Genomic DNA, 25,258 nt, shown 5'->3' with positions numbered 1-25,258 from the left:
TGTGAGTTTGATTGGCTATAAATATACAACCAAAAAAATTTCCGGTTGGTCGAAACGCGACATTGTTTAGTTTTCAAAGACCAAATAAATCTTAAATTTTTTGTCGGCTCTCTTTCAAGCGACAATAACTATTCTAACAGATAACTGATTATTTGTCAAGAACTTTCTTTATTTTTCTGCAACTGACAAGAAATCATTTATCAGTTATATTCGCTTTGAATGCGGACCAAGAAGCGGCCTCTCTTTCAAGCGACATTTAACAATTTATCATAGAAACTTTGGCTTGTCAAGAGAAGTTTAAAATCAAATTTGCCAGTCGCAAATGAAGCTTAAAACTGGCCCCTCTCTTTCAAGCGACATCTACTAGATTATCATAAGAATCAGTAGTTGTCAAGAGATGATTTGAATCTGTTTTTCTTGCCGCCCCTCTCTTTTTCAGCGACATTAACTAATATAACATCTATCTATTCATCTGTCAATAGTTAATGATGATTAAACTTCTTTTCCTTCAGCTTTCAACTTTAAATATTTATTATAAGCCTTTTTAATGGTTAAAAAATCTTTCCAAACAGGGGCTTTTTTTCTTTCATCACGCAGTAAAGCTGCTGGATGAAAAGTAGGTAAAAAGTATCTACCTTCTCTTTCGACCCAATTCCCTCTTACATGAGTAATTTTTCCTCCAGGATCGAGTAATCCCTTTAAAGCTGTAGATCCTAACGGAACAATAATTTTAGGATCTATAATCTTAATCTCTTGAGCTAGAATCCAAAGGCAAGTTTTCATTTCTTGAGTACTGGGCTTTCTATTTCCAGGCGGACGACACTTAACAATATTACTAATATATACTTCCGATTTATCAATTTCTGCTGCCGACAAAATTTTATCTAGTAATTTCCCAGCTCGTCCTACAAACGGAGTTCCCTGCCTATCTTCATCTTTTCCTGGACCTTCTCCTACAAACATCAAATCAGCATCTTTATCTCCAGCTCCAAAAACTACTTGAGTACAATTATCTCGCAAACCACATCTACTACAATCTAATGCTATGTTTCTTAATTCATCTAAAGAGTTATATCTTTTCTCTGGTTGATTCCCGAACAAATCTAATTGTTCCCGTTTATCAAACAGCATCCATACCAACCCCTATGTTATATTAACACATTTCTCATCTAAATTGTCAATTATCCAACTTTCACTACTATTTGGCCAGTCTTCTTCCGAAATTAAAAAGTCGAGTCTTGTATATAATCGTTGAAATTCTTCTTTTTCCTCTAATATTTTTTCTGTATAAAACCATTTGCCAATCTTTAACAAAGCAGTAATATTCTCTTGGTTTAATTGTCCTAGTCTTTTCTTTTTAAGCAATAATGAATCTTTAAATCTTTTTTTCTTTTTCTTTAATTTTTCTTCTGCACTTTGAGAAAGTTCCATTTCATTATTCAATTTATCAATTGCCTCATCATACCCTTCTTTCAAACCAGCAATTCTAGTCTTTAACTGCCCACAAGTTTGCAAGTTATTAATCACTAAAGTTAAATATTTCTTAATTTTAGCTGTTAATCTTTCATCATGCTCCAAAATAATTTGTGGGTATTTATTAACTACTAAACATCCTAAAGAAAGGAATAAATTTTTTATATCACAATCACTAATCTTAATTTTTCTGTATTTATCAACATTTTTCATAAAATATATCATCCCCTAATCTAAGGTGTAAAAACATAATTCAATATTAAAATATAAATACCTGCAAGCTAAAAAATTTAAAGTCAAAGCAGGTTTAACCGCTTAAAACAAGAACTTATGATATAGAATAGATTATATGTTTAATTATATAGGAGTGATAAATATGAATAATAAAATTAATTTACCTGTAACATTAAAACAGTATAACCTAGATACTAATAAAATGTCAACCTCTATTCCCAAAAAAGAAGTGAAAAATTTAAGCAAAAATTTATCGATAACAGCTCTATTACAGAACTTATCACTCTCAGCCACTAAAACTAATCAAACTATTGTTTCCGAATTATTAAATCATGACTTAGCATTAAATAAACAACTAATTTCTGAATTGAATGACTTTGTTTCTAACTTAGCAACTAACGATAATTTAGAAACTAAAGTTAAAGTCGCTTTACTATTAAAAAAAATAAATATACCTCTTAATAAAAAGTTTTATAATTTTTTTAAAAACTATATTTTTTCAAAAACAGATTTACAAAAGAATATCAAAGAACTAATGCAACAGCTTAACTTATCTCAGAATAATTCTTCAGTTGACCAAAATAAAACAACTTTAGAACAACAAAGTAATTCTCTAAATTCTCAACAAAGCATTGAAACTAATCAATCTCAAAATAATACATTAAAATCACTTTTAGATATCAACTTTTCTAAAAATGATTTGAATCTATCTCAAACTAAATTAAATACAATACTTAAACAACTAGATTTAGCCCCCACTAAAGAAAACAGGGCTATTATTAAAAAATTAATTGATTATAAATTAAATATAAATAAAGACAATTGGCAAAAGTTAAAAAGTGCTTCTGAGAACAATCAATCACTATCAAAAGTAGCCTTCACAGAAAAATTGAATATTAATCAACCACACTTATTGAATCAAATTAATTTTCAATCTGATTCCAAATTAGATAGCAGTTTATTGAAACTAAGTAAAGTAATTATCAATCAAAATTTTGATTCATCACAACTTAATCAACTCACTGCTAAAATCAAAGACTTAGTAACTAAAGAACCACAATTATTATTAAAATTGAAAGAAAATTTTTCAGCACCTGAATTCAAGAACTTAAGCAATCAACTTAACCTGAGCAAAGTTGAACAAAACAATGCTTTACAGCAAGGCTTAAAAGATGAAATTTTAAATACTATTATTACTGCTAATGATTTAGAACCAAGTACTATTCAACAAAGCATTAATAAACTAAATTCAGGCCAAGATAATCAATTAGTGAAATTTTTATTTCAACTATCACAAGAAACGTCTTCAGAACAATTACAAGAAAAAACAGAAGATCTAACTAAACAATTATTAAATCTTAAAGCAGTTAATTATGAAGCAGAAAATACTCTTTTATTCCTTCCAATACTATTTCAGGAAGGATTAGAATTAGCTCAAATCAAGTTTGATCAACAAGAGAAAGAACAAACTTCAAAAGAGCAATCTTTCAAATTTGCTTTTAAAGTAAATACAGAAAAATTAGGTTCATTAGAAGTTAAAGTTAAAATCAAAGATAAACAATTAAACATCCTCTTTTTAGTCGAAAATCCTGACAGTAAAGAATTACTTACTGACAACTTAGCATCATTAAAAACAGCCTTTCAAACCCATGAATATAATCTTAATTATTTACAATGTAAATTACAAAACAATAAAAATAATAATGAAGAAAAAGAAACTTCGCTAACTACTATTGATTATACCATTTAAGGAGGCAAAAATTATGAGTTCAAAAAACAATAAAGAGAATAAAATACCAGAAGCTGCTGCTTTAAAATATAATATTGAAGAAGATAATGCTCCTAATCTAGTCGCTAAAGGAACAGGCGAATTAGCTAAAAAAATTATTGCTCAGGCTGAAGAAAACAATATCCCCATCAAAGAAGATGAAGATATTGTTCAAGTTTTATTAAAACTAGAATTAGGAGCTGATATACCTGAAGAATTATATCAAGCAGTTGCTGAAATACTAAGCTTTATTTTTGAAATGGAAGACCTCGCTTAACATTATTGCTGATAATAGTTACAATACTGATGTAATTCACAATCTTCACAGCGAGGACTACGAGCCTTACATGTTTCCCGCCCATGAAAGATTAACCAATGATGGGCCAAAGACCATTTGTCTTGAGGAATAACTTCCATTAACTGCTGTTCAACTTCTTTGACTTTATCACTATCAGCTAATCCTAAACGATTAGAAACTCTAAATACATGAGTATCCACAGCAATAGCATCTTCACCAAAGGCACAACTACTGACAACATTAGCAGTTTTACGTCCCACACCTGATAATTTCATTAATTCTTTGCGGTCTCGTGGGACCTGCCCCTCATATTCTTCAACTAATTTGCGACATGTTTGTACTATATACTTACTCTTATTTCTATATAAACCTAAACCTTGAATATGTGGTTCCAATTCCTCAGGAGATAAGTCAGCAATATCAGCTGGCTTTTTAAATTCATTAAATAACTCATTAGTAATTTTATTAACCTGTTTATCTGTTGTTTGCGCTGACAAAATGACTGCTATTAATAATTGAAAAGTATTCTCATATTCCAAAGCAGTTTCAGGATTAGGATATAATTCCTCTAAAGCACTTAAAATCGCTTCCACTTCTGCTTCAGTTTTCTGCTCCATTTCTAAAATTCCTCCATTAAGTTAGCCATCTCTAATGCACTCATTGCTGCATCCCATCCTTTATTACCTGCTTTAGTTCCAGAACGTTCAATTGCCTGCTCAATTGTATCAGTAGTAATAATACCAAACATTACTGGCAGTTCTGTATCTAATCCAATTTTAGCTACACCCTTAGAAGCTTCAGCACATACATAATCAAAATGAGGTGTATCACCACGAATTACTGCCCCTAAACAAATTACTGCATCATATTTATCACTCTTAGCCATCTTCTTAGCAGCTAATGGAATTTCAAATGCTCCAGGCACCCACGCTACTTCTATATCTTCTTCTGCTACTCCATGACGTTTTAAAGCATCTAAAGCACCAGTTAATAATTTATTAGAAACAAATTCATTGAATCTCCCTACTACAATTCCAAAATTTAATCCTTCTCCTACTAACTCACCTTCATAAACCTGATTAATTTTTTCCACTTTTTCTCCCCCTCTTATTTATTATTCACTATTTAAAATGAATTAAAGATTAATTATTTAAAATATTTTCATCTAATAAATGTCCTAATTTTTCCTTTTTAGTTTCTAAATAATCCTTATTTACTTCGTTAGCTTCTATTTGATGAGGTACTCGTTCAGTTATTTCTAACCCATATCCTTCTAAACCAACAATCTTTTTAGGATTATTAGTCATTAATTTAATAGTGCTTAATCCTAAATCTGCTAAAATTTGAGCTCCAACTCCATAATCACGCATATCCTCTTCAAAACCTAGTTCTAAATTAGCTTCAACAGTATCTTTACCTTCATCTTGTAGCTGATAAGCTTTTAACTTATTAGCCAAACCAATTCCTCGCCCTTCTTGTCTCATATATAGAACGACTCCTTGACCTTCTTTTTCAATCTTTTGTAAAGCAGCTATTAGTTGCTCACGACAATCACAACGCAAAGAACCTAAAGCATCACCAGTTAAACATTCTGAATGAACTCTAACTAACACTTCATCTTTATTTTCAACTTCTCCTTTAATTACTGCTACATGAGTTTTACCATCTAGTTTATTTTTAAATCCAATTGCTTTAAAATCACCAAATTTTGTTGGTAAATCTACCTCAGCTTCTCGAGAAATCAATCTATTTTCCCGCATTCTATATTCAATCAAATCAGCAATAGTAATCAATTTTAAATTATGTTTTTCAGCAAATTCTGCTAACTCTTCTCCTCGGGCCATCGTTCCATCATCAGACATGATTTCACAGATAACACCAGCAGGATATAATCCAGCTAATCTAGCTAAATCAACTGCTGCTTCAGTATGACCAGCTCTTCTTAATACTCCTCCTTCTTTAGCAGCTAACGGGAAAATATGCCCCGGACGATTCAAATCTTGCGGGCTGGTCTCTTCATCTATTAAAGATTGAATAGTTTGTGCTCTTTCATAAGCTGAAATACCTGTTTCAGTATCTTTATAATCTACCGAAACAGTAAAAGCAGTCTCATGATGGTCAGTATTATCATCAACCATTTGATCAATCTTTAACTCCTCTAAGCGGTCATTAGTCATCGGAGTACAAATTAAACCACGCCCATAAGTAGCCATAAAATTAATATCTTCTGCTGTAGCTTTTTCAGCAGCCATCAACAAATCTCCCTCATTTTCCCTATCTTCATCATCAACTACAACTACTATTTTACCTTCTTTAATATCCTCAATTGCCTCTTCAATACTATTAAACTCCACTCTTTTCACCTCTTAATTTCCTTATATTATTAATTATTTAGTTTATTAAAAAACTATTAGCTTCAGCTCATTAATCTAGGATTAATCTTGGTTTCAAATTTGCTAGCAACTAATAGTTCATCGCTAATTAAGCTAATAAAAAACCATTATCTCTTAATTTTTTCATATCTATATCTGTATTCTCTTGTTCTTCTTCAAATTCCATCATTCTTTCTACATATTTGCCAATCATATCAGTTTCTAAATTAACTATATTCCCCACTTTTTTAGATGATAAAGTAGTTACTTCATTAGTATGAGGAATGATTGAAACAGTAAAAGAATCCTGTGTTAGTTTTGCTACTGTTAAGCTAATTCCATCTATAGCTATAGAACCTTCAGCAATAATATATTTTAACAGCTTAGGCTCTGGTCTAATAGTAATTAAAATAGCATTGTCTTCACGTTTTTTCTCAGCAATTTTTCCTGTTCCATCGATATGACCCGAAACTAAATGACCACCTAATCTATCTTTTAATCTTAAAGCTCGTTCTAAATTAACCTTATCTCTAATACTTAATTCACCTAGACTAGATTTACGCATTGTTTCTGGAGTTACATCAACCTCAAACTCGTTTTCACTAAAATCAGTTACTGTTAAACAGACTCCATTAGTAGCAATACTATCACCAATTTTAATATCTTCTAAAACCTTCTCAGCTTTAATAGTTAAGATGATAGATTGACTACTGCGTTTAATATTTTTGACTTCCCCTAATTCTTCTACAATCCCAGTAAACATTAATTCACCCCCAACTTTATAGCTAGAAGTAAGTAGCTAGGAGCTAGTAGTTAAAAACATAAAATCAAATTCAAAACTTAAAACATTAACCTAGTATTCAACAATTCCAAGCTATGAACTGTTTTTTTGATTTTGAATTTACTACTAGCTACTAGCTTTTATCTACTAGCTAGTGCTACGATAATGCCACTTTATATAGATTATCATTCACTATTATACTCAGGATACCCTACAATCAATAAATCTTCCCCAACTTGCTTAATCTCTTTATCTATAATCTTTACTCCATTTTTAACTTTTTCAACACCTGAACCTCCTACCACTGGAACAGATTCCGTTCCTCCAATGATTTTAGGTGCTATAAAGTAGTATATCTTATCTACTAATTTTTCTTCCCAAAAAGAAGAATTAACTTCACTTCCTCCTTCAACTAATAAGCTCGTTATTTCTTCATGAGCTAATTCTTTGAGTAAAGCATTTAAATCAATTTTTTCCTTAGTTCCTAATTCTAAAATTTTAACCCCAAGATTAATCAATTTTTCTTTTTTACTCTGCTCTGAATGATTAGTCGTTACTATTATCGTAACAGCATCAGAATCTTGAGTAATTAAATTAGCTTCAAGGGGTATCTCTAATTGACTATCTAAGATAATTCGAGTCGGATCACTACCGCCTTCAGGTAATCTAGTAGTTAAGCGCGGGTTATCTGACAATACTGTTCCAATTCCCACTAAAATGCCATCTACTTGATCTCTTAAGCGATGCACAATTTCTCTAGATTCAGAACCACTAATCCATCTTGAATCACCAGTTTTAGTAGCTATTTTACCATCTAAAGTCATTGCATTTTTTAAAATGACAAAGGGTAAATCAGTAGTAATATATTTAATAAAAACTTCATTTAGCTTTTTAGCCTCTGCTTCTAAGATACCAACTTCAACTTCTATCCCTGCTTGACGCAACTTCTCTACCCCTGCTCCAGAGATTTTAGGGTTAGGGTCTTTCATAGCAATAACTACTCTACTCAAACCAGCCTCAATAATTGCATTAGAACAAGGAGGGGTTTTACCAAAGTGCGTACATGGTTCTAAATTGACATACATAGTTGCTCCTGCAACCTCTTCTTCTGCATCTTGCAGAGCATTAATTTCAGCATGATTGCCTCCTGCCTGATGATGATATCCTTCTGCAATAATTTGACCTTCTTTAACTATTACTGCTCCTACTAACGGATTAGGACTAGTATCTCCTTTAGCCTGTTGAGCTAAATCTAACGCTCTTTGCATATACTTTTTATCAGACATTGAATCACTCTCCTACAAAAATTAAAAAAGTTCCTTTTTTGATTTCAGGAACTTTAATAGATGACAATATTTTCTCTTCTCCCATCCAGACTATACTGTCGGTACTGGAATTACACCAGTTCAGCCATTAAGGCTCACGGACTCTAACCGTCGGTTAGGAATTACACCTGTTCCCGAAGATATATTTTCTTTTGTTTATTATACTAATTTTGAATTATAAATTCAACAACTTTACTTAACTTTTAACATTCTGAAACTCTTTAATTACTTTTTCTCTATCTTCTGCACCAAATATTGCTGAACCTGCTACTAATATATCCGCTCCTGCTTCAACTGCCTCCACTGCTGTTGTAGTAGGTTTAATACCACCATCTACTTGAATATCTACATCTAAATTTTGCTCTTCTATCATCTGATTTAGCTCTTTGATTTTATCTACCATTTCTGGAATAAAGCTCTGACCACCAAAACCTGGGTTGACAGTCATAATTAAGACCATCTCTAATTCAGGCAACACATGTTTAATTGTTTCTAAAGGAGTAGCTGGATTTAAAGCTACCGCTGCTCCTACAGATTGTTCCTGAATATTTTGAATTGTTCGATGTAAATGGGGACAAGCCTCAACATGAACACTAATGATATCTGCGCCTGCTTCTGCAAATTGAGCTATGTAATTATCAGGATTTTCAATCATTAAGTGCACATCTAAAATTTGCTCAGTTCTTTTAGCAACATCAGCTAAAACACCTGGGCCAAGAGTAATATTAGGCACAAAATGACCATCCATCACATCGATATGCAGATATCCTGCTTCTTTTACTGTTTCAACTTCCGCTGCTAATTTACTAAAATCAGCTCCTAATATAGAAGGTGCAACTTTAATCATCTTATCTCCTCCAGTCTTCTTTAGCATTCTCTTTTAGTTCTTCTAATAACTGCAAATAACTTTGATAACGTTGTTCATTAATTACCCCATCTTCTACTGCTGTTTTAACTTTACACTGTGGTTCATGACTATGAGAACAAGAATTAAATTTACAACCATCAAGATGTTCTTTAAACTCAGCAAAGAAGTACTGTAAATTCCGAGGCTTAATAAAACTAATATCCAATCTACTAAAGCCCGGAGTATCTGCTACCCAACCCCCATGCTCCAATTCTAATAATTTCACATAACGGGTCGTATGCTTACCACGTTTAATTTTATCACTTACATTGTCTGTCTGCAACTCTAAATCAGGTTGAATAGCATTTAAAAGACTCGACTTCCCTGCTCCAGAAGGACCAGCAAAAACCGAAATTTTGTCCTTTAAAGCATCTTTTAGCTCTGTAATTCCTTCCCCTTCTGTAGCACTAGTATAAATCACTTGATAGCCAATATCTTCATAAAACCCAACCTCATCTTTAGTTACTTTTAAACCAGGAATGTCAACCTTATTGATACAAAGTACTACCTCCAAGTCAGCTGCATGAGCCAAAACTAATAACTTATCTAACAACTTAAAGTGGAGGTCAGGTTCTCTGATAGCAGTTGTCACTACTACCTGATCAACATTAGATATTAATGGTCTAAATAAGCGATTCTTTCTTTCCAGCCTATCTTCAATAATACCTTCACCTTCATCTAATTCTTGAAATTCAACTTTATCTCCAACTATTACTTCAATATCATTTTGTTTTAATCTACCTCTAATTTTACAGCGGTATACCTCTTCAGTCTCAAAATCATAAACAAAGAAGTAACCTCCATAAGTTCTAACTACTCTGCCTTGTTTCATAATCTCCCCCTTTTATATAAGTACAGTAACTAATGATGAGAAAGAAGTAATGAGTAAAAATCAAAAAACAACACCCTATATTTCTTTCTTTTCTTCCTTTGGTTTCTTTACTCGTTTCATCTTGCTTTTTACTGTTTATCTTCTTGTCACTCTTTACTCTTCTCTCTTTACTCATCTCTCTTTACTTGTTACTGTTTTTTCTTGTCACTCGTTACTGATCACTGCTTTTTCTTTTTACTGATCACTGTTTTTCTTTATTACTTTTTCCTGCTTGTCATCTTTTTAATGCTTTTACTGTCTTACTGTTCTTACTGCCCCCTCCGAGTCTTACAGTACAAAGACTCTTCGTGTAGCCCCATTCTCTCTACTTTCAAGCTTATTAACTGCCCAATCTATATGCAGTAATGTTTACTTAGCTCACTACCAGCTACTGATTTATCTTATCGTTTTTTCACTAACTAGTTTATCATTAAAATAAACTCTAAGAATTGCTGGGCCAACTGTAATTATTTCTTCATATACCGTTGCTCCCGATTGATGTACCTTCTGATAGACAATCCGCTGCCCATTATCATCTTGAACTACAATCTTAACTTCTTTATCCTGTCCTGGTGTAACTTCTATATTAATATTAGACTTTCTTACTTCAGAATCATAAGGATTTCTAATTCCACTACTAATAATTAATTTCATAGTTGAACCTTCTACCACTTCTGCACCCGAAGCTGGCTGTTGAGCAATGACTCGCCCTGCATAATAATTCAAACTCTTACGTTGCGTTACTTGACCTAAAATCAAATTTTCTGCTCTTAATTTTTCTACAGCCTCTTCTTTTTTCAAACCTACTAAATTAGGAACTCCTATCTTCTGCGGCTCAGGTCCTTTACTGACAACTAAATCTACCTTGGTTTTAGATTTAACCTTTTTATCAACAGCTGGAGTTTGAGAAATGACTCTTCCTTCTTCAACCTCAGGGCTATACTCTCTCTCTACAGTCCCTAATACTAAATCCTTTTTGTCCAATTCCACCTTGACTTTACGTAATGATATCCCTTTGAAATCAGGTACAACACTCAATTCAGCCCCTTTGCTAATCACCAAACTAATAACCCGTTTTTTTCTCACAGTTTCTTTTGGTTTAGGACTTTGCGAAATAACATGATTTTTAGGGGTTTCACTACTGTAAGTCTTATAATAAACTTCTAATTTTAAACCTTCTTTTTCTAAAGTTTTCTCAGCATTAGAAAAACTTTGCCCTACTACATTAGGCACTGTAACCTTAGGAACAGTTACATAATCCAAATAAAAATAATACGCTATCCCTAATAAAGCAACCCCTAATACTACTAAAGTTAGAGCAACTGTCCAAAAACTCAAAGAATTTTTCTGCTTAGATTTTGTTTGCGGTTGCTTAGTATTTTGGGTATTATTCTTATCATTATTCTGCTCAGATTCCAAATCAGTTTTATCTAAATCTTTAATATCATTTGTTTTTCTTTGAACTTTAGTTTTTTCAGCCTCCATTTCTTCTGGAGAAATGATCATTGTTTCCTGATTAGAAATTTCTGAATGATCTAAACTCTCATCTAATTCCTTTAAATCACGCAAAAACTCATTAGCCGAATTATATCTTTCACTAGGTTTCTTAGCTAAAGATTTCATAATAATATCTACTAATTGAGGTGATAAATCTCCATTATACTTTAAGGGAGAAGGTGGTTTATCCTTCACATGTTTTAAAGCTACTGAAACCGAATTTTCCCCTTCAAACGGTAACTTTCCCGTAACTAATTCATATAATACAATTCCCAAAGAATATAAATCACTTTTAGTAGTGACTCTACTACCTCGCGCTTGTTCAGGAGATAAATAATGGGCCGAACCAATAATCGAGTCAGTCTGTTCCATTGTAGCATCAGTTACAGCTTGAGCAATACCAAAATCAGTCACCTTTACTCGCTCATCAGAAGTTAATAAAATATTATGCGGCTTAATATCACAATGAACAATATTATTGCGGTGAGCCTTAATCAAAGCTTGACAGACTTCTTCAATAATTCTAATTGCTTGGGCAGTAGGTAATTTACCTTCCTGATTAATTTTTTCTTTTAAATCTTGGCCAGTAATATATTCCATAATTATATATTCAGTTTCATCATCTTGACCTATATCAAAAATATTAATTATATTGGGGTGATTTAAACTAGCTACAGATTTGGCCTCATGCCGAAAGCGTTTAACTGCTTTATCATTATCAGCAAATTGAGGTTGCAAAATTTTAACAGCAACTTCCCGAGATAGATGCCTATCTTCAGCCCGATAGACAATTGCCATCCCACCTGTACCTATTTTTTCTACCAATTTATATCTATTATTTAATAATTTCCCAATCATTAACGTCACCTCAAAACCAAGCTTAAGTATTCTGATATAAAACAGCAGTTATATTATCATAGCCTCCTGCTGCATTTGCCTTATCAGATAAAAGTTCTGCTTGTTCTTGTAATTTTAATTCTTCACTACTCAATACCGATTGAATTTGCTCGTCACTTTTCATATTTGTTAAACCATCAGAACATAATAAAATAACATCTTCAGCTGCTAAATCATGTTCAATTATATCTACCTCAACTCCTCTTTCTAAACCTAAAGCTCGCAACAATAGATTCTTTTTAGGATGATTTTCAGCCTCTTCTTTTGTAATTGCCCCCTGTTTCAATAAATCTGCTACATAAGAATGATCATCAGTAATTTGCTCTAAAAAATCATTATGATACAAGTAAGCTCTACTATCACCTATATGTCCCAGTACTAAATGATTATTCTTAATTATTCCTAAAGTTAGAGTAGTACCCATTCCTCTATACTCAGGATGATTACTACTCTTTTCTAAAATTTTATTATTTACAATATTAATACATTCTTCAACATCACTAATTAGCTCATGTGGACTAAAATCATAGTTTTTGACTACTTTAATTGCTGTAGAACTAGCCACATCTCCTGCTTTATGGCCTCCCATACCATCTGCTACAGCAATCACATGTAGTCTTCCCTTATCTAATGCTAAATAATTATCTTCGTTTTTATCTCTCACTTTTCCTGTGATTGACACTGTACCATAATTCATTTTTTCACCTCACTTAGCCATCTAAAGAAAATTCTAAAGTAGTCTTTCCTAATTTAATCTTATCTCCATCAACTAGTTTCTGCTCTTTAATCGCTTTCCCGTTAACATAAGAGCCATTAGTACTACTTAAATCTCTAATTTTATAATAATATTTTTTGTTAATTAACTGTGCATGAACACGTGAGACACTTTTATCATTCAAGACAATTTCATTACTTTTCTGCCGCCCAATATTAGTCTCAACTGAATCAATTACAATCTCTTTTTCAATCCCATTTTGAGTTAATACTCTCAACCTAACCTCTTTTTTTCGTAGTGGTTCTCTGATAATTGTTTTATCATTTTCCGAAACATTTGCCGTTCCACTTTGATAATCACTAAAAATTTTAGTATCATTCTTAATTTCTTCTTGAGTATCAAACTCATCATTCTCATCATTAACATTATCATCAGTAAATATAAAATTCTTTAATTTTCGGGCCAAGTTAAGCACAGCTATTCCTCCTTCCCCTGTAACTGTCCACAAGCAGCATCAATATCTGCCCCTCGCTCTTTTCGCACAGTAACGGGTATATTTCTTTTTTGCAGCTCAGTTTCAAACTCTGCAATAATATCCTGTTGTGGCTGAGAATAATTTAATTCCTGCACTTGATTAATTGGAATCAAATTCACATGAACTAACTTAGCTGCCAATAAATCTGCTAACTGTTGAGCATGTTTTAATTTATCATTAACACCATCCATCAGTGCATACTCGAAAGTCACACGTCGATTGGTCTTTTCAATATAGTACTGACAAGCATCTATTAGTTCTTCAATCGGATATTTTTGGTTAACAGGAATTAATTTATTTCTCAATTGATTATTAGGCGCATGCAGAGAAACAGCTAAAGTTAATTGTAATTCTTCATCAGCTAATTTTTTTATTTGAGGAACTAGTCCACAAGTAGAAATAGTTATTTTTCTCATACCTATATTTAAAGGTCCATTAATTAATGAAATAGCTTTTAAACTAGCCTCATAATTATCTAAAGGTTCACCCATGCCCATTAGTACAACATTGGTAATTTCTATATCTCGCAAATTTTCTACTGTTAAAATCTGATTTACTATTTCTCCTGCTCTTAAGTTACGAGTTAAACCATGTAATCCTGTAGCACAAAAACTACAACCCATAGCACAACCTACTTGAGTAGAAATACAAAGCGTTTTACGCCCCTTTTCACTTGGCATATAAACTACTTCAATCTTTTCACCATCAGATAGTTCAAATAAATATTTAATAGTACCATCTTCAGATTCTTGAGCCCCTAGTTTTGTTAACGGATCTAAATCAAAATGCTGTTTTAATTCTCTTCTTAAATTTTTGCCTAGATTAGTCATCTCAGCAAAATCAAATTTATTTTTATCATAAATCCAATTCAAAATTTGTTGGGCTCGAAAACTCGGTTGCTCTAATTTCTTCATTTCATTTTCTAATTCTTCTTTATTTAATCCAATTAAATTTACTTTATCCATATTATCAAACCTCTTCTTAACTTATTTTAACTAATTTAGCTATGAAAAATCCTTCTAAAAATTTATTATCAGGTAAAATTTGTATCATCCCATCATTTAAATAATCTGTCAACTCTAAATTTTGCGCTTCAGTTTCTAAATCGACTAGAGAAAACTGCGGAAACTCTGCTAAAAACTTCTCAATCACAGCCTGATTTTCTTCCGGAGTAAAAGTACAAGTACTATATACTAATTCGCCGCCATCCTGCAAAAGTCCTGCTGCATTAGTCAATAATTCTAACTGTAATTCTTGTAATTGTTGCAAATCTTGCGGCTTTTTCTGCCATCTAATCTCTGGTTTTTTTCCTATAATCCCTAGTCCGCTGCAGGGAGCATCAACTAAAATTTTATTAGCCTGTTGCTCAAAAGTAATTTCACGACCATCCCCACAATAAGTATCTATATTTTCTATACCTAATCTATCACAATTTTCTTGAATCAAATCAAGCTTTTGCTGATGTAAATCAACAGCATTAATCTGCCCTTGATTATTCATTACCTGCGCAAAATGAGTCGATTTACCACCTGGAGCAGCACATAAATCAATAACTAAATCATGAGCAGTAGGCTCTAGTACATGAGCAACTAACATAGAACTCAATCCTTGGACAAAAAATTCTCCTCTTTGAAAAGACTTTAAACTAGCAATTGAATTATAATTGCTTAAATTAACTGCTTCTCCAACTTTAGTAATTGCCTCCGCTTCTGCTCCTTCTTGCTCTAAATTAGATATCAATTCCTCTCGCGTTAACTTTAAGGTATTAGTCCGAACTACTGTTGGTGGAATTTGATTTAAATTTTGACAAATTTCAATTGTCTCTTCCCTACCATATCTTTTAACCCACCGCTGTACTATCCATTGCGGATAAGAATAACAATGTCTAATATGTTGCACTGGATTCTCTTCTAAATCTGGATATTCTACACTATCAATATTTTGCGCAATATTTCTTAAATTACCATTAATAAACTTAACTGCTCCCCGATTACAGTATTCTTTAGCTACTTCCACTGTTTCATTAGCAGCTACTGGAGCAGGAATTTTATCTAAATAATCAATCTGATAAACACCAAGACGCAAAGCATTACGCACCCATGGTGTCATTTTTTTCACTTTACGAGTGGAAAAATGATTAATAACCCAATCTAAACTATTCCGATATCTAATACTACCATATACTAATTGAGTTGTCAGTGCTTTATCACGTTGATCCAAATTAGACTTGTTTAATAATTCATTTAACACTAAATTAGAAAAAGCACCTTCTTCATTAATTCTATAAATCGCTTTTAAAGCTAGCTCTCGTGCATTACTCATAATTTTCCCCCAATTTTAGCAAGATTATGTATGATTCAGCTAATAGCTGTAAGTTATTAGCTATGGGCTAAACCCTAAAAAACAAGACCTTAACTCCAAAAAAAGATATAAAAATTATTTGCAATTTTTTACAAAGTATAGTTCTCTTAATCATAAATAAAGAGGCTTAAATTAGCCTCTTCTTTTTTTCTTCGCAAATATACCTACTAACAAATTGCAAATACCTTTTATTTACTTAAAATTTTGTTGTTCGATTTTCCGTTAAATTCTAGGGTTTAGCTTTTATAGTTTAGGTTTAAGCCCATAGTTGATAGTTAAATACTATTTCCATACTAATTCACTAGTTCTTACAAACACTTTCTTAGGCACATTTATCCCTAACATTGTTTGTGAATCTTGGCGCAATTGCACTCCATTAATTTCCATATTATCAACTTGATAAGAAGTAGTATAATTCTTTTGGACCCAAACTCCTAATTGCGGGCCAATGAAATTAGCAATGATAATTGCTAATAACATATTTAATAAACTAAAAACACCTGTCAGCAGCAGCAACAAAATAAAAACTACAGCTGAAACTAGATTGGCTACAGTTAAACTAGTTCCACATTGTTTATGCACTACTAAATTTCTTTCACCCTGCTGTAGTCTTAATAATCCCTCTTGTGCTGCTACCTTCACATCTTTAGGATTAATAACCCCATTAATATAGAATCCATTTTCTTCTGCTAAACCAGATAAGTTGCTATAACCATATTTCTTTTCTAAAATATTAACTGTAGCATGTTCTAAAGCATGGTTTTTACGTAATGATTCATTCTTGGCTATAGCAAATAACTGCCCTGGCGCTTTAAACAAAATAATTAGTGAATCAATAGTAAACTTAAATGGTAATAATAACACCACAAAAACTATTGGCAGCAGCAAAAATATCAATAGATAAAACATATTAATCGTCCATCATCCGACTTAAAACTAATAATCTAATTAAATGACCAATAGCAACTACTGCTGAAGCGACATAGGTTAATGCTGCTGCATTTAAAACTTTTTTAGCTCCCTTAGTCTCTTGACTATTTAAATAATTATTCTGTCTTAATAACTTAAGGGCTCTACTACTAGCATTAAATTCAACCGGCAGTGTTACAATTTGAAATAAAACTGCTGCTGTAAAGACAATAATGCCTACATTAATTAAAAAACCAGCGTGAAATAAAAACCCGAGTACTGCTAAAATTGGCCCTGCTTGAGAACCAAAACTAGCCACTGGAAATAAAGAATGACGAAATCTTAGCGGCGCATAACCCACTTTATCTTGAATGGCATGCCCGGTTTCATGGGCAGCTACTCCTAAAGAAGCTAAAGAACTACCACCATAAACTTCCGGCGATAATTTAAGCACTTCATTTTTCGGATCATAATGATCTGATAACTTACCATCTGCCCGAGTAACATTAATATGAGATAAACCATTTTGATCTAATAACTCACGCGCTACTTGAGCCCCACTCTTTCCAATCTTAGCTCTAACTTCTAAATATTTATTAAAAGTTGATTTAACTTTCATCTGCGCATAACCCGCTAGAATAATAGCTGGTATTAACAAAATCATTGTTGGGTCGAAAAATAAAAAAGGCATATTTATCACCTCGCAATTATAAATTTAGTAATTAGTAACTAGTAATCAGTAATGAGCTAAAGTCAAAATCTTTTGTTCTTGACTTTCACTATTTATTCTCTTTACTCTTTACTCTTTACTCTTCACTGCTTTTTCTTGTCACTCTTCACTGCTTTTTCTTGTCACGATTTACTGTTCTTCCAACAATCTTTTAACTGCTGCTTCCAATTTATCTAATTCGACTTTAGTGTTATAACATGGACCATTAGGTCTTAAATTGACTACACCAATTACAGGTAACGGGTAAACATCTTGAATACCACTACTTAAATCTCGTTCACAGGCAACAGCCACAATTGCTTTCGGTCTTGTTTCCTTTATTATTTTACGGGCCAACGTCCCTCCTGTAGCAAAGGCTAAATGAACCCCATATTTTTCTTTAAGAGCAATAATATCATCTACCTGACAACCTCCACAACGTTGACAGTTATTTATATCACTAGTAACTCGATAGCTACAATCAGCTAATTGAATACAATGCGGCATTAAAATTAATAGATCTTCTGCTGCTACAGAAATTTCTTCGGGGTTAATTAATTGATTACTAATTTGAATAAAAGAATTTTGTACTCTTTCTTTATCCATCCCAAACCAGCTAGCAATTTGAATTACTACTGGTACAATATAAGATATAACTATTTTAGTAGGAATTATCAATAATTTAATCGGACGATTTAACCGCATCGTTAAGATAATTCCCATCGTTCCTATTAATAATATCAAAGCTAGACCTACTAAAGCTACTCCTATCACAACTAATGTTAATTGACTCCATAAATTAAATTGTAACAAATTAAGATTAAAAATACCAACTAGAAAAAAGCTAACAACTCCTAGTGTAAGCAAAAGTAGAAATATAACTGTATTGCGATGATTAAACATAGTTATTTTTCTCCTAACTTGACACCTGCTTCTAACTCATAACCTAATAGATAATCAGTTGCTGACATTCTGCTTTTATTAGCAGGTTGTAATTGAGTAATTAATAATTGTCCTTCTCCTGTTTGCACAATTATCCCTTGTTCATCATCTGTTTTCACTACTGTTCCAGGAGTAAAATCGCTACTTGCTGTTTCATCATATATCTCTGAATCCCATAACTTCAATAGTTCTTCATCTTTATAGGTATAAGCACCCGGCCAAGGATTCATACCGCGAACTAAATTCCAAATATCTCGAGCTGACTGCTCCCAATCCACTTCTCCATCTTCTTTACTTACTTTAGCTGCGTAAGTTGCTTGATCACTATTTTGTGGAATTCGAGGAGCAGTCCCAGCTTCAATTTGCTCTAAAGTCTCTAATAATAAATTAGCTCCTGTAGTAGCTAATTTATCATGTAAAGAACCAACAGTATCTTGAGGAATGATCTCCACTTCTTCCTGTAAAATTATATCTCCTGTATCCATCCCCTCATCCATCTGCATTGTTGTAACACCAGTAACATCTTCACCCTCGATTAAAGCACGATGCAAAGGAGCAGCTCCTCTATACTTAGGTAATAAAGAAGCGTGCACATTAACACATCCTAAGTCTGGTAAATCAAGTACTTCTTTACCTAAAATTTGACCATAAGCAACTACAACAATCAAATCAGGAGCCCATTCTTCTAATTTATCTAATCCTTCTTCCGAAGTAACTTTTTGTGGTTGATAAACTTCAATATCATAATCTAAGGCTACTTCCTTTACAGGTGGAGCCTGTAAATTCTGCCCTCGGCCTCGCTTACGATCAGGTTGAGTGATTACCCCTACTACATCAGTTAAATCTGCTTCACATAACTTTTCTAAACTAGGTACAGCAAAATCAGGCGTACCCATAAATACAATTCTCATCTATAATCCCTCCACTTAAGAAATCATTATCAAAGCTATTCTAAATAGTTTTGTCTGTAAACAATACTCCATTTAAGTGATCCAATTCATGCTGAATCGCTCGAGCTAATAAACCTTCTGCTTCAAGTTCAAACTCTTTTCCCTCTCTATCTAGCGCTTTGACAGTTACTCCATAAGCTCTTTCTACCTTTCCAGTCTCATTAGGAATACTCAAACATCCTTCTTCATCTATATAAGTCCTCTCAGACTCATTTATAATCTCTGGATTAATAAATTCTAATAGCTCATTACCTATATCAATCACCGTAATTGCCTTTGAAATTCCTACTTGCGGAGCAGCTAAACCAACTCCATTAGCATCATACATTGTTTCTTGCATATTATCCAATAAATCTCTTGTTTTATCAGTTACTTCTTTTACTTTATTAGTTTCCGTTCTCAGCACAGGGTCACCTATTTCTCGAATCTGCAATAGTGCCATTTTTTCACCTCCAAATGAAATTAAAACTTAATTTCAGTTCAAGCCTAAGCTAAAAGCAAATATAGAATTGATTATTGCTAATTTTTCTTTATACTTGTATCTGTATCTATCATTTTACTTATACTTATACTTAAACTCAAATTTATACTTATATTTATACTTAAACTTAAAATTTTTATTCGTTTCTATATTATTATAGCATTCGCAACGGGTCAACATCAACACTTACTTTAACATTTTCTGAAATAGACATATCTCTTAATTCTGTCACAGCATAATCACTTATTTCACGCAATAAATCTAATTCTTGCCCCTTAATAATCAATTGCCAACGAAATTTACCCTGTAACTTAGATAATGGAGCCTGCACAGGCCCTAACACTTGAATTTCGTTATTTTCTAAAATTTCTATTTTTCCTCGCACTAATTCACCTAATTTATGAGCATTCTTAATAACTTTATCTTCATCTTCTGCACTAACTAAAAAATTAATTAATTTACTAAAAGGAGGATAAGAAGTCGCTTCTCTAGAGGCAATCTCTTGTTCATAAAAACTTTTATAGTCATGTTCTTTAGCTAACTGAATACTATAATGTTCAGGAGTATAACTTTGGACTACAACTTCTCCTCCTTTATCACCACGCCCAGTTCTTCCAGCAACCTGAGTTAATAACTGAAAAGTTCGCTCACTTGACCTAAAATCAGGAAAATTAAGGGCAGTATCAGCAGTTACTACCCCTACTAAGGTAACATTGGGAAAATCATGTCCTTTAGCTACCATTTGAGTTCCCACTAAAATATCAATTTTATGTTCTTTAAAATCAGACAAAATCCTACGATAGGCTCCTTTTTTTCTAGTCGTATCTACGTCCATACGTTTGATATTTGCCTCAGGAAATAGTTCATTTAATTGTTCTTCTACTTTTTGAGTTCCGACACCAAAATACTTAATATATTTACTACCGCATTCTGGACAATTATCAGGAACCTTTTCTTTATGGTCACAGTAATGGCAATGTAACAAAGGGGGATTAGAATGATAAGTTAATGATACATCACAATCTTCACAACGCATAACATACCCGCATTTTCGACACTGCACAAAAGTAGAAAACCCGCGTCGATTCAGAAAAACTATAGCTTGTTCTTCTTCTTCTAAGCGAGTAGTGATCTCTTCTTGCAATAATTCACTAAACATTGTTCTATTACCTCGATTTAATTCTTCTCGCATATCAACTACTTCTACTTCAGGCATCGGGCGGTCATCAATTCGATTATGCAATTCTAAAAGTTGATAGTCTTCATTTTGAGTCCGATAATAAGCTTCTAAAGAGGGAGTAGCAGTACCTAAAACTGTAGCTGCTTGCTTTAATCCAGCCCGATAAATTGCTACTTCCCGAGCATGATATTTCGGGTGGTCATCTTGTTTATAAGTTGTTTCATGTTCTTCATCAATAATAATTAATCCTAAATCAGATAAGGGAGCAAAAATAGCTGATCTAGCTCCAATTACTATTTTAGCTTCTCCATTCTTTATACGTCGCCATTCATCAAAACGCTCTCCAGAAGATAATTGGCTATGCAAAACTGCTACTTGCTCTTGAAATCTTCCTTTGAAACGAGTAATAGTCTGTGGAGTCAAAGAAATCTCAGGTACTAAAACAATTGCCCCTTGGCCCTGTTCTAAAACTTGATCTATTGCCTGCAAATAGACTTCAGTTTTACCACTTCCAGTCACTCCTTTTAATAAGAAAGTTTGACTCTGGTTATTATTTACTGCTTCCATAATACTATTTAAAGCCTGTTCTTGTTCAGAAGTTAAATCTAAATTATTTGACTCATCAAAATCTAAATTTTGATAAGGATCACGCTTAACCTCTTTCTTTTCATAAATTACTAACCCTCTATCTGCTAGTCTTCTAATAGTTCCGGAAGAAGTATCAACTTTATTAGCTAGTTCTGTAGTAATTAAGTCAGCTTTATGGTCAACTAGATACCGAAGCACTTCTGCTTGTTTAGGAGCTCTATTTTTTAATTCATTAATTTTTTGCTTAGTAGCAGATTTTGATTGAGCCAATTCCACAACCCGTTTAGTTTTAATCTTTAAATCCCCACTAGGAATTACTGCTTTAATTGCTGTAATTAAATAACATTGGTAATACTCAGCCATCCACTGTGCTACTTGTAGTAACTCTTGGTTAAAATAAACTATATCATCAGCTACTTCTAAAATATCTTTAGTTTCAACCTCGGCCTTATCTTTTTTAGCAATGACATAGCCATCCTTTTTTTGATTACCAAAAGGCACAATCACCTTTCGCCCTAAATGAACTGAATCTTGCCATTCTTCGGGTACATGATACGTAAACTCTTTATTAACTTGTTTCACAGGTAAATCTACAATTACAGAAATATATTCTCCCATTTTATTCCTCCTGATGAGTTCACTACATAGTATATCTTATTTTAATATCAATTAGACATTTAAACTTTTAGAAAATTATTTGCATGACCTATATGCTCTGTTTATATGCTTTTTGCAATAGTTCTTTTACTTCTATTTTAGGTACTGCTGGGCTGAAATAATTCCCCTGTAATTTATCACATTTTTTCTGTTCTAAAAATTCAACTTGTAATTTATTTTCTACTCCTTCAGCAGTTACATTTAATTTCAAACTATCTGCCATGTTAACAATAGTTTCCGCAATAGCATTATTTTGACCTTGAGCAGTTAACTCTGTTACAAAGGACTTATCAATTTTAAGAGTATCAATAGCAAATTCTTTTAAATAACTTAAAGAAGAATAACCAGTGCCAAAATCATCAATAGAAATTTTCACCCCTAATTTTTTCAAATCATAAAGCAACTCAATAGTATGTCCTAAATTTTCCATTGTAGCTCTTTCTGTGATTTCTAATTCTAAATATTGGGGTTCTAAATCAATTTCTTTTAATATAGTTTTTATGTCATCTAGAAAATTATCACTTTGAAACTGTTGGGGCGCAATATTAACAGAAACAGATAAGTTATTATAACCTTGCTGATGCCATTTCTTCAGAGCTTGGCAAGCTTCCCTAAGTACCCAGTCTCCTATTTCTATAATCATTCCATTATCCTCAATAATCGGTATGAATTTACTTGGAGAAATCATACCTTCAATCGGATGATACCATCTTAATAATGCTTCAAAACTTTCAATCTCTTTTGTTTTAGCGTTAACCAAAGGCTGATAGTACAATAAAAATTGTTTGTTTTCCAAAGCTGATTTTAGTTTAGCTTCTAAACGCATTCTTTCTGATAACTTTTCTTCCATTCCGGAAGAGTATAGTTGAATCTCATCACTACTGTTTTCAGCCACTAAATGTTGCGCTAAACCAGCGTTTTTAATCAATCTTTGACTAGTAGTTCCCGAATCAGGATAAACAGCAATACCCAAACTAGCTGTTACATGAACTACTTGTCCATTAATTTCATATTTTCTATTAATTTCAGCTAAAATCTTTTTAGCTAATTCTTCAAATTTATCAGTACTTTCAGTAGTTTCCCAATAAAGGAAAAACTCATTACTACTACGCGCAATATAAATATCCTTACTCACTAAATGCTTAATTCTATAAGCTATCTTTTTCAAAACTTTATTCCCTACATAATGACCAAAATTATCATTAATTATTTCATAGTTATCAATTCCCATTGAAAATAAAACTACCTTTTGTCCTTTATCTTTTTCTTTGATTTCTTGTAAATCTAATTTAAGCAAGTCCTTAAAATAACTAAGAGTTAATAGTCCAGTTAATATATCATTATAAGTTAAATCACTGATTTTATCCATCATTTTATTAAAACTAGTTGCTGCTTTCCCAACTTCATCATTACGATTAAAATTGGCCCTAACAGTTAAATCTCCTTCAGCCCCTTGAGAAAATATATCACTCAACTTAATAATTGGACTAGAAATATTATTAGCTATAATCATACTAGAAATTGCTGAAATAATAATTGCTATTAATGCAATAACCCACAATTTTCTCCTGACTAACATTAAGGGCACTTTCAAATAACTGTTTGGAATTTGAGTGATTATCTTCCATCCATCACTTCCTAATATCTTATTATAAAACAAATAATAACTTTTGTCATTTTCTTGATACTTTAAATAACCAGAATTATTATTTTTTATTTCAACAAAATAGGACCTTAAACTTTCTTGACCACCAGTTGAAGCTTTTAAAATATTTTCTTCTAAAATTATATCTTTATCAGGATGAGCAATTACTAGACCATGCTTATCAATTATATAAGAATAGGAATTAAAGTGTTCAACTTTAAATTTGCTTAAATATTGAGTTAACTGATCCAATTTAATAGCGCCTCCTAATATTCCAGAAGGCTTTGTAGACTCATTTTTTAGAGGAGTTGTGACGATAATAATTGCTTCCCCAGTTAAGGGAGAACGCAATGGGCGAGATAAATAAGTTTTGCCCTGTATTGCTTCTTTAAAATAAGATTTACTTTTAATATTCCCAGCATTTTTTAACTGCGTAGTACTATAATCACCGTTCTTATCTGCCACAAAAAAATAAGCAAACTCATGCGAAGTTTTACTTAATTTATCAGTTAAAAAGTCTTTTCTCTTAATCCATTTTCTATTTTTCATTACTTCACTTTCTGAATAAATTGTAATATCTTCTTTTTTTTCTTCAAGCCAATTATGAATCAATTCTGAATATAACCTAACATTTCTAACTCCATTTTTAGTTATTAATTTACTAAAAAAATCATTAGACAATAAAAAAGATAAACTAATTAAACTAATAGTTAACAAAATAGTGACTACCAACACCAAAATTAATATTTTAAACTTAATACTGAATTCTACTTCATTTTTCACTTATTCACCCCCCTTTATCTTAGTACATCTCTTATTTAACTTCAGAAACTACTTCTTTCTTTTCCCAAGTTATTTCTTTTACATTAGCTTTGCCACTTAGATTGATCAAACGATTATACTCTTCACCTTGTTTATAAAACCAATTATTATAAGTTATATTACATTTGATTAGTACGCTAAAAAATTCATAGGCATTCAAGACTAATTCATCAGTAAACTGCTGACTAAAATATAATTTCACTGCAAATTCTTGGCCAAAACCATTTAAAATTTCTTGTTTTAAATCATTATTATTTATCCTATGAATATCATTCTCCAACGAAACTTTTTCATTTTCAGTTAATAATCCATGCTTAGGGTTCATTTCTACCATAATCTTT

The 25,258-nt window shown here is 32.2% G+C and carries 24 protein-coding genes and 1 riboswitch; of the genes, 2 read left to right on the top strand and 22 right to left on the bottom strand.

Features of this window, described 5'->3' with window-relative positions; translation table 11 throughout:
• Nucleotides 1-492: 492 nt before the first annotated feature.
• Together JOC47_RS01745 and JOC47_RS01740 are read right to left on the bottom strand one after the other, a co-directional pair.
• Nucleotides 493-1,131, bottom strand: coding sequence for a uracil-DNA glycosylase (locus JOC47_RS01745; protein ID WP_204700232.1), 639 nt, complete (start codon nucleotides 1,129-1,131; stop codon nucleotides 493-495).
• Nucleotides 1,132-1,143: 12 nt separating this feature from the next.
• Entirely contained in the window at nucleotides 1,144-1,686 is a 543-nt protein-coding gene (locus tag JOC47_RS01740; RefSeq protein WP_204700231.1) for a hypothetical protein, read from the bottom strand.
• Nucleotides 1,687-1,849: 163 nt separating this feature from the next.
• Here JOC47_RS01740 and fliK point away from each other — a divergent pair, with 163 nt between their 5' ends.
• Together fliK and JOC47_RS01730 are read left to right on the top strand one after the other, a co-directional pair.
• Nucleotides 1,850-3,457, top strand: a complete 1,608-nt coding sequence (fliK, locus tag JOC47_RS01735; protein ID WP_204700230.1) for a flagellar hook-length control protein FliK — start codon at nucleotides 1,850-1,852, stop codon at nucleotides 3,455-3,457.
• Nucleotides 3,458-3,470: 13 nt separating this feature from the next.
• Nucleotides 3,471-3,752, top strand: coding sequence for an EscU/YscU/HrcU family type III secretion system export apparatus switch protein (locus tag JOC47_RS01730; protein ID WP_204700229.1), 282 nt, complete (start codon nucleotides 3,471-3,473; stop codon nucleotides 3,750-3,752).
• A gap of 2 nt (nucleotides 3,753-3,754) precedes the next feature.
• Here the strand turns inward: JOC47_RS01730 and nth are convergent, their stop codons facing one another.
• The 20 genes from nth to JOC47_RS01630 all read right to left on the bottom strand — a co-directional run bounded on the left by nth (nucleotide 3,755) and on the right by JOC47_RS01630 (nucleotide 25,251).
• Nucleotides 3,755-4,390 carry an endonuclease III gene (nth, locus tag JOC47_RS01725; RefSeq protein ID WP_204700228.1) on the bottom strand — a complete coding sequence of 212 codons (636 nt, stop codon included), beginning with the start codon at nucleotides 4,388-4,390 and terminating at the stop codon, nucleotides 3,755-3,757.
• 2 nt (nucleotides 4,391-4,392) lie between these two features.
• Complete coding sequence (gene ribH / locus JOC47_RS01720; protein WP_204700260.1) at nucleotides 4,393-4,857, bottom strand: 6,7-dimethyl-8-ribityllumazine synthase; 465 nt, start codon at nucleotides 4,855-4,857, stop codon at nucleotides 4,393-4,395.
• A 58-nt stretch (nucleotides 4,858-4,915) separates the two neighbouring features.
• Nucleotides 4,916-6,127, bottom strand: a complete 1,212-nt coding sequence (locus tag JOC47_RS01715) for a bifunctional 3,4-dihydroxy-2-butanone-4-phosphate synthase/GTP cyclohydrolase II (protein WP_338035295.1) — start codon at nucleotides 6,125-6,127, stop codon at nucleotides 4,916-4,918.
• Nucleotides 6,128-6,254: 127 nt separating this feature from the next.
• Nucleotides 6,255-6,908 (bottom strand): riboflavin synthase, encoded by a 654-nt coding sequence (gene ribE, locus JOC47_RS01710; protein WP_204700226.1) that lies wholly within the window; start codon nucleotides 6,906-6,908, stop codon nucleotides 6,255-6,257.
• Between the two features lie 203 nt (nucleotides 6,909-7,111).
• Nucleotides 7,112-8,212: a bifunctional diaminohydroxyphosphoribosylaminopyrimidine deaminase/5-amino-6-(5-phosphoribosylamino)uracil reductase RibD gene (gene ribD / locus JOC47_RS01705; RefSeq protein ID WP_204700225.1), complete on the bottom strand. Its 1,101-nt coding sequence runs from the start codon at nucleotides 8,210-8,212 to the stop codon at nucleotides 7,112-7,114.
• Between the two features lie 69 nt (nucleotides 8,213-8,281).
• Nucleotides 8,282-8,397: riboswitch (FMN riboswitch) on the bottom strand.
• A 50-nt stretch (nucleotides 8,398-8,447) separates the two neighbouring features.
• Entirely contained in the window at nucleotides 8,448-9,098 is a 651-nt protein-coding gene (gene rpe / locus JOC47_RS01700) for a ribulose-phosphate 3-epimerase (RefSeq protein WP_204700224.1), read from the bottom strand.
• Nucleotide 9,099: 1 nt separating this feature from the next.
• Nucleotides 9,100-9,990 (bottom strand): ribosome small subunit-dependent GTPase A, encoded by an 891-nt coding sequence (gene rsgA / locus JOC47_RS01695; protein WP_204700223.1) that lies wholly within the window; start codon nucleotides 9,988-9,990, stop codon nucleotides 9,100-9,102.
• 435 nt (nucleotides 9,991-10,425) lie between these two features.
• On the bottom strand, nucleotides 10,426-12,384 hold the full coding sequence (pknB, locus tag JOC47_RS01690; RefSeq protein WP_204700222.1) for a Stk1 family PASTA domain-containing Ser/Thr kinase: 1,959 nt from the start codon (nucleotides 12,382-12,384) through the stop codon (nucleotides 10,426-10,428).
• Nucleotides 12,385-12,406: 22 nt separating this feature from the next.
• Nucleotides 12,407-13,120, bottom strand: coding sequence for a Stp1/IreP family PP2C-type Ser/Thr phosphatase (locus JOC47_RS01685; protein WP_204700221.1), 714 nt, complete (start codon nucleotides 13,118-13,120; stop codon nucleotides 12,407-12,409).
• Between the two features lie 13 nt (nucleotides 13,121-13,133).
• Nucleotides 13,134-13,613 (bottom strand): FHA domain-containing protein, encoded by a 480-nt coding sequence (locus JOC47_RS01680; RefSeq protein WP_204700220.1) that lies wholly within the window; start codon nucleotides 13,611-13,613, stop codon nucleotides 13,134-13,136.
• A gap of 2 nt (nucleotides 13,614-13,615) precedes the next feature.
• Nucleotides 13,616-14,638 (bottom strand): dual-specificity RNA methyltransferase RlmN, encoded by a 1,023-nt coding sequence (gene rlmN / locus JOC47_RS01675; RefSeq protein ID WP_204700219.1) that lies wholly within the window; start codon nucleotides 14,636-14,638, stop codon nucleotides 13,616-13,618.
• A gap of 16 nt (nucleotides 14,639-14,654) precedes the next feature.
• On the bottom strand, nucleotides 14,655-15,995 hold the full coding sequence (gene rsmB, locus JOC47_RS01670) for a 16S rRNA (cytosine(967)-C(5))-methyltransferase RsmB (protein ID WP_204700218.1): 1,341 nt from the start codon (nucleotides 15,993-15,995) through the stop codon (nucleotides 14,655-14,657).
• Nucleotides 15,996-16,316: 321 nt separating this feature from the next.
• Nucleotides 16,317-16,943 (bottom strand): DUF6391 domain-containing protein, encoded by a 627-nt coding sequence (locus JOC47_RS01665; protein ID WP_204700217.1) that lies wholly within the window; start codon nucleotides 16,941-16,943, stop codon nucleotides 16,317-16,319.
• Between the two features lies 1 nt (nucleotide 16,944).
• Nucleotides 16,945-17,634 carry a zinc metallopeptidase gene (locus JOC47_RS01660; RefSeq protein WP_204700216.1) on the bottom strand — a complete coding sequence of 230 codons (690 nt, stop codon included), beginning with the start codon at nucleotides 17,632-17,634 and terminating at the stop codon, nucleotides 16,945-16,947.
• A 168-nt stretch (nucleotides 17,635-17,802) separates the two neighbouring features.
• Nucleotides 17,803-18,555, bottom strand: a complete 753-nt coding sequence (locus JOC47_RS01655) for a DUF116 domain-containing protein (RefSeq protein WP_204700215.1) — start codon at nucleotides 18,553-18,555, stop codon at nucleotides 17,803-17,805.
• A 2-nt stretch (nucleotides 18,556-18,557) separates the two neighbouring features.
• On the bottom strand, nucleotides 18,558-19,505 hold the full coding sequence (gene fmt / locus JOC47_RS01650) for a methionyl-tRNA formyltransferase (RefSeq protein ID WP_204700214.1): 948 nt from the start codon (nucleotides 19,503-19,505) through the stop codon (nucleotides 18,558-18,560).
• Between the two features lie 40 nt (nucleotides 19,506-19,545).
• The gene (def, locus tag JOC47_RS01645; RefSeq protein ID WP_204700213.1) at nucleotides 19,546-19,986 is read right to left on the bottom strand and encodes a peptide deformylase; all 441 of its coding nucleotides are present in this window, start codon (nucleotides 19,984-19,986) and stop codon (nucleotides 19,546-19,548) included.
• 193 nt (nucleotides 19,987-20,179) lie between these two features.
• Nucleotides 20,180-22,411, bottom strand: a complete 2,232-nt coding sequence (gene priA, locus JOC47_RS01640; RefSeq protein WP_204700212.1) for a primosomal protein N' — start codon at nucleotides 22,409-22,411, stop codon at nucleotides 20,180-20,182.
• 88 nt (nucleotides 22,412-22,499) lie between these two features.
• A complete protein-coding gene (locus JOC47_RS01635) occupies nucleotides 22,500-24,878 on the bottom strand; it encodes an EAL domain-containing protein (protein ID WP_204700211.1) in 2,379 nt (792 codons plus the stop codon).
• 31 nt (nucleotides 24,879-24,909) lie between these two features.
• Nucleotides 24,910-25,251 (bottom strand): hypothetical protein, encoded by a 342-nt coding sequence (locus tag JOC47_RS01630; RefSeq protein WP_204700210.1) that lies wholly within the window; start codon nucleotides 25,249-25,251, stop codon nucleotides 24,910-24,912.
• Nucleotides 25,252-25,258: the final 7 nt, after the last annotated feature.

The organism is Halanaerobacter jeridensis (genome assembly GCF_016908315.1).
Classification (GTDB): Bacteria; Bacillota; Halanaerobiia; order Halobacteroidales; family Halobacteroidaceae; genus Halanaerobacter; species Halanaerobacter jeridensis.
The sequence above is the reverse complement of the archived record's forward strand: the minus strand, read 5'-3'. Positions and strand labels throughout refer to the sequence as shown.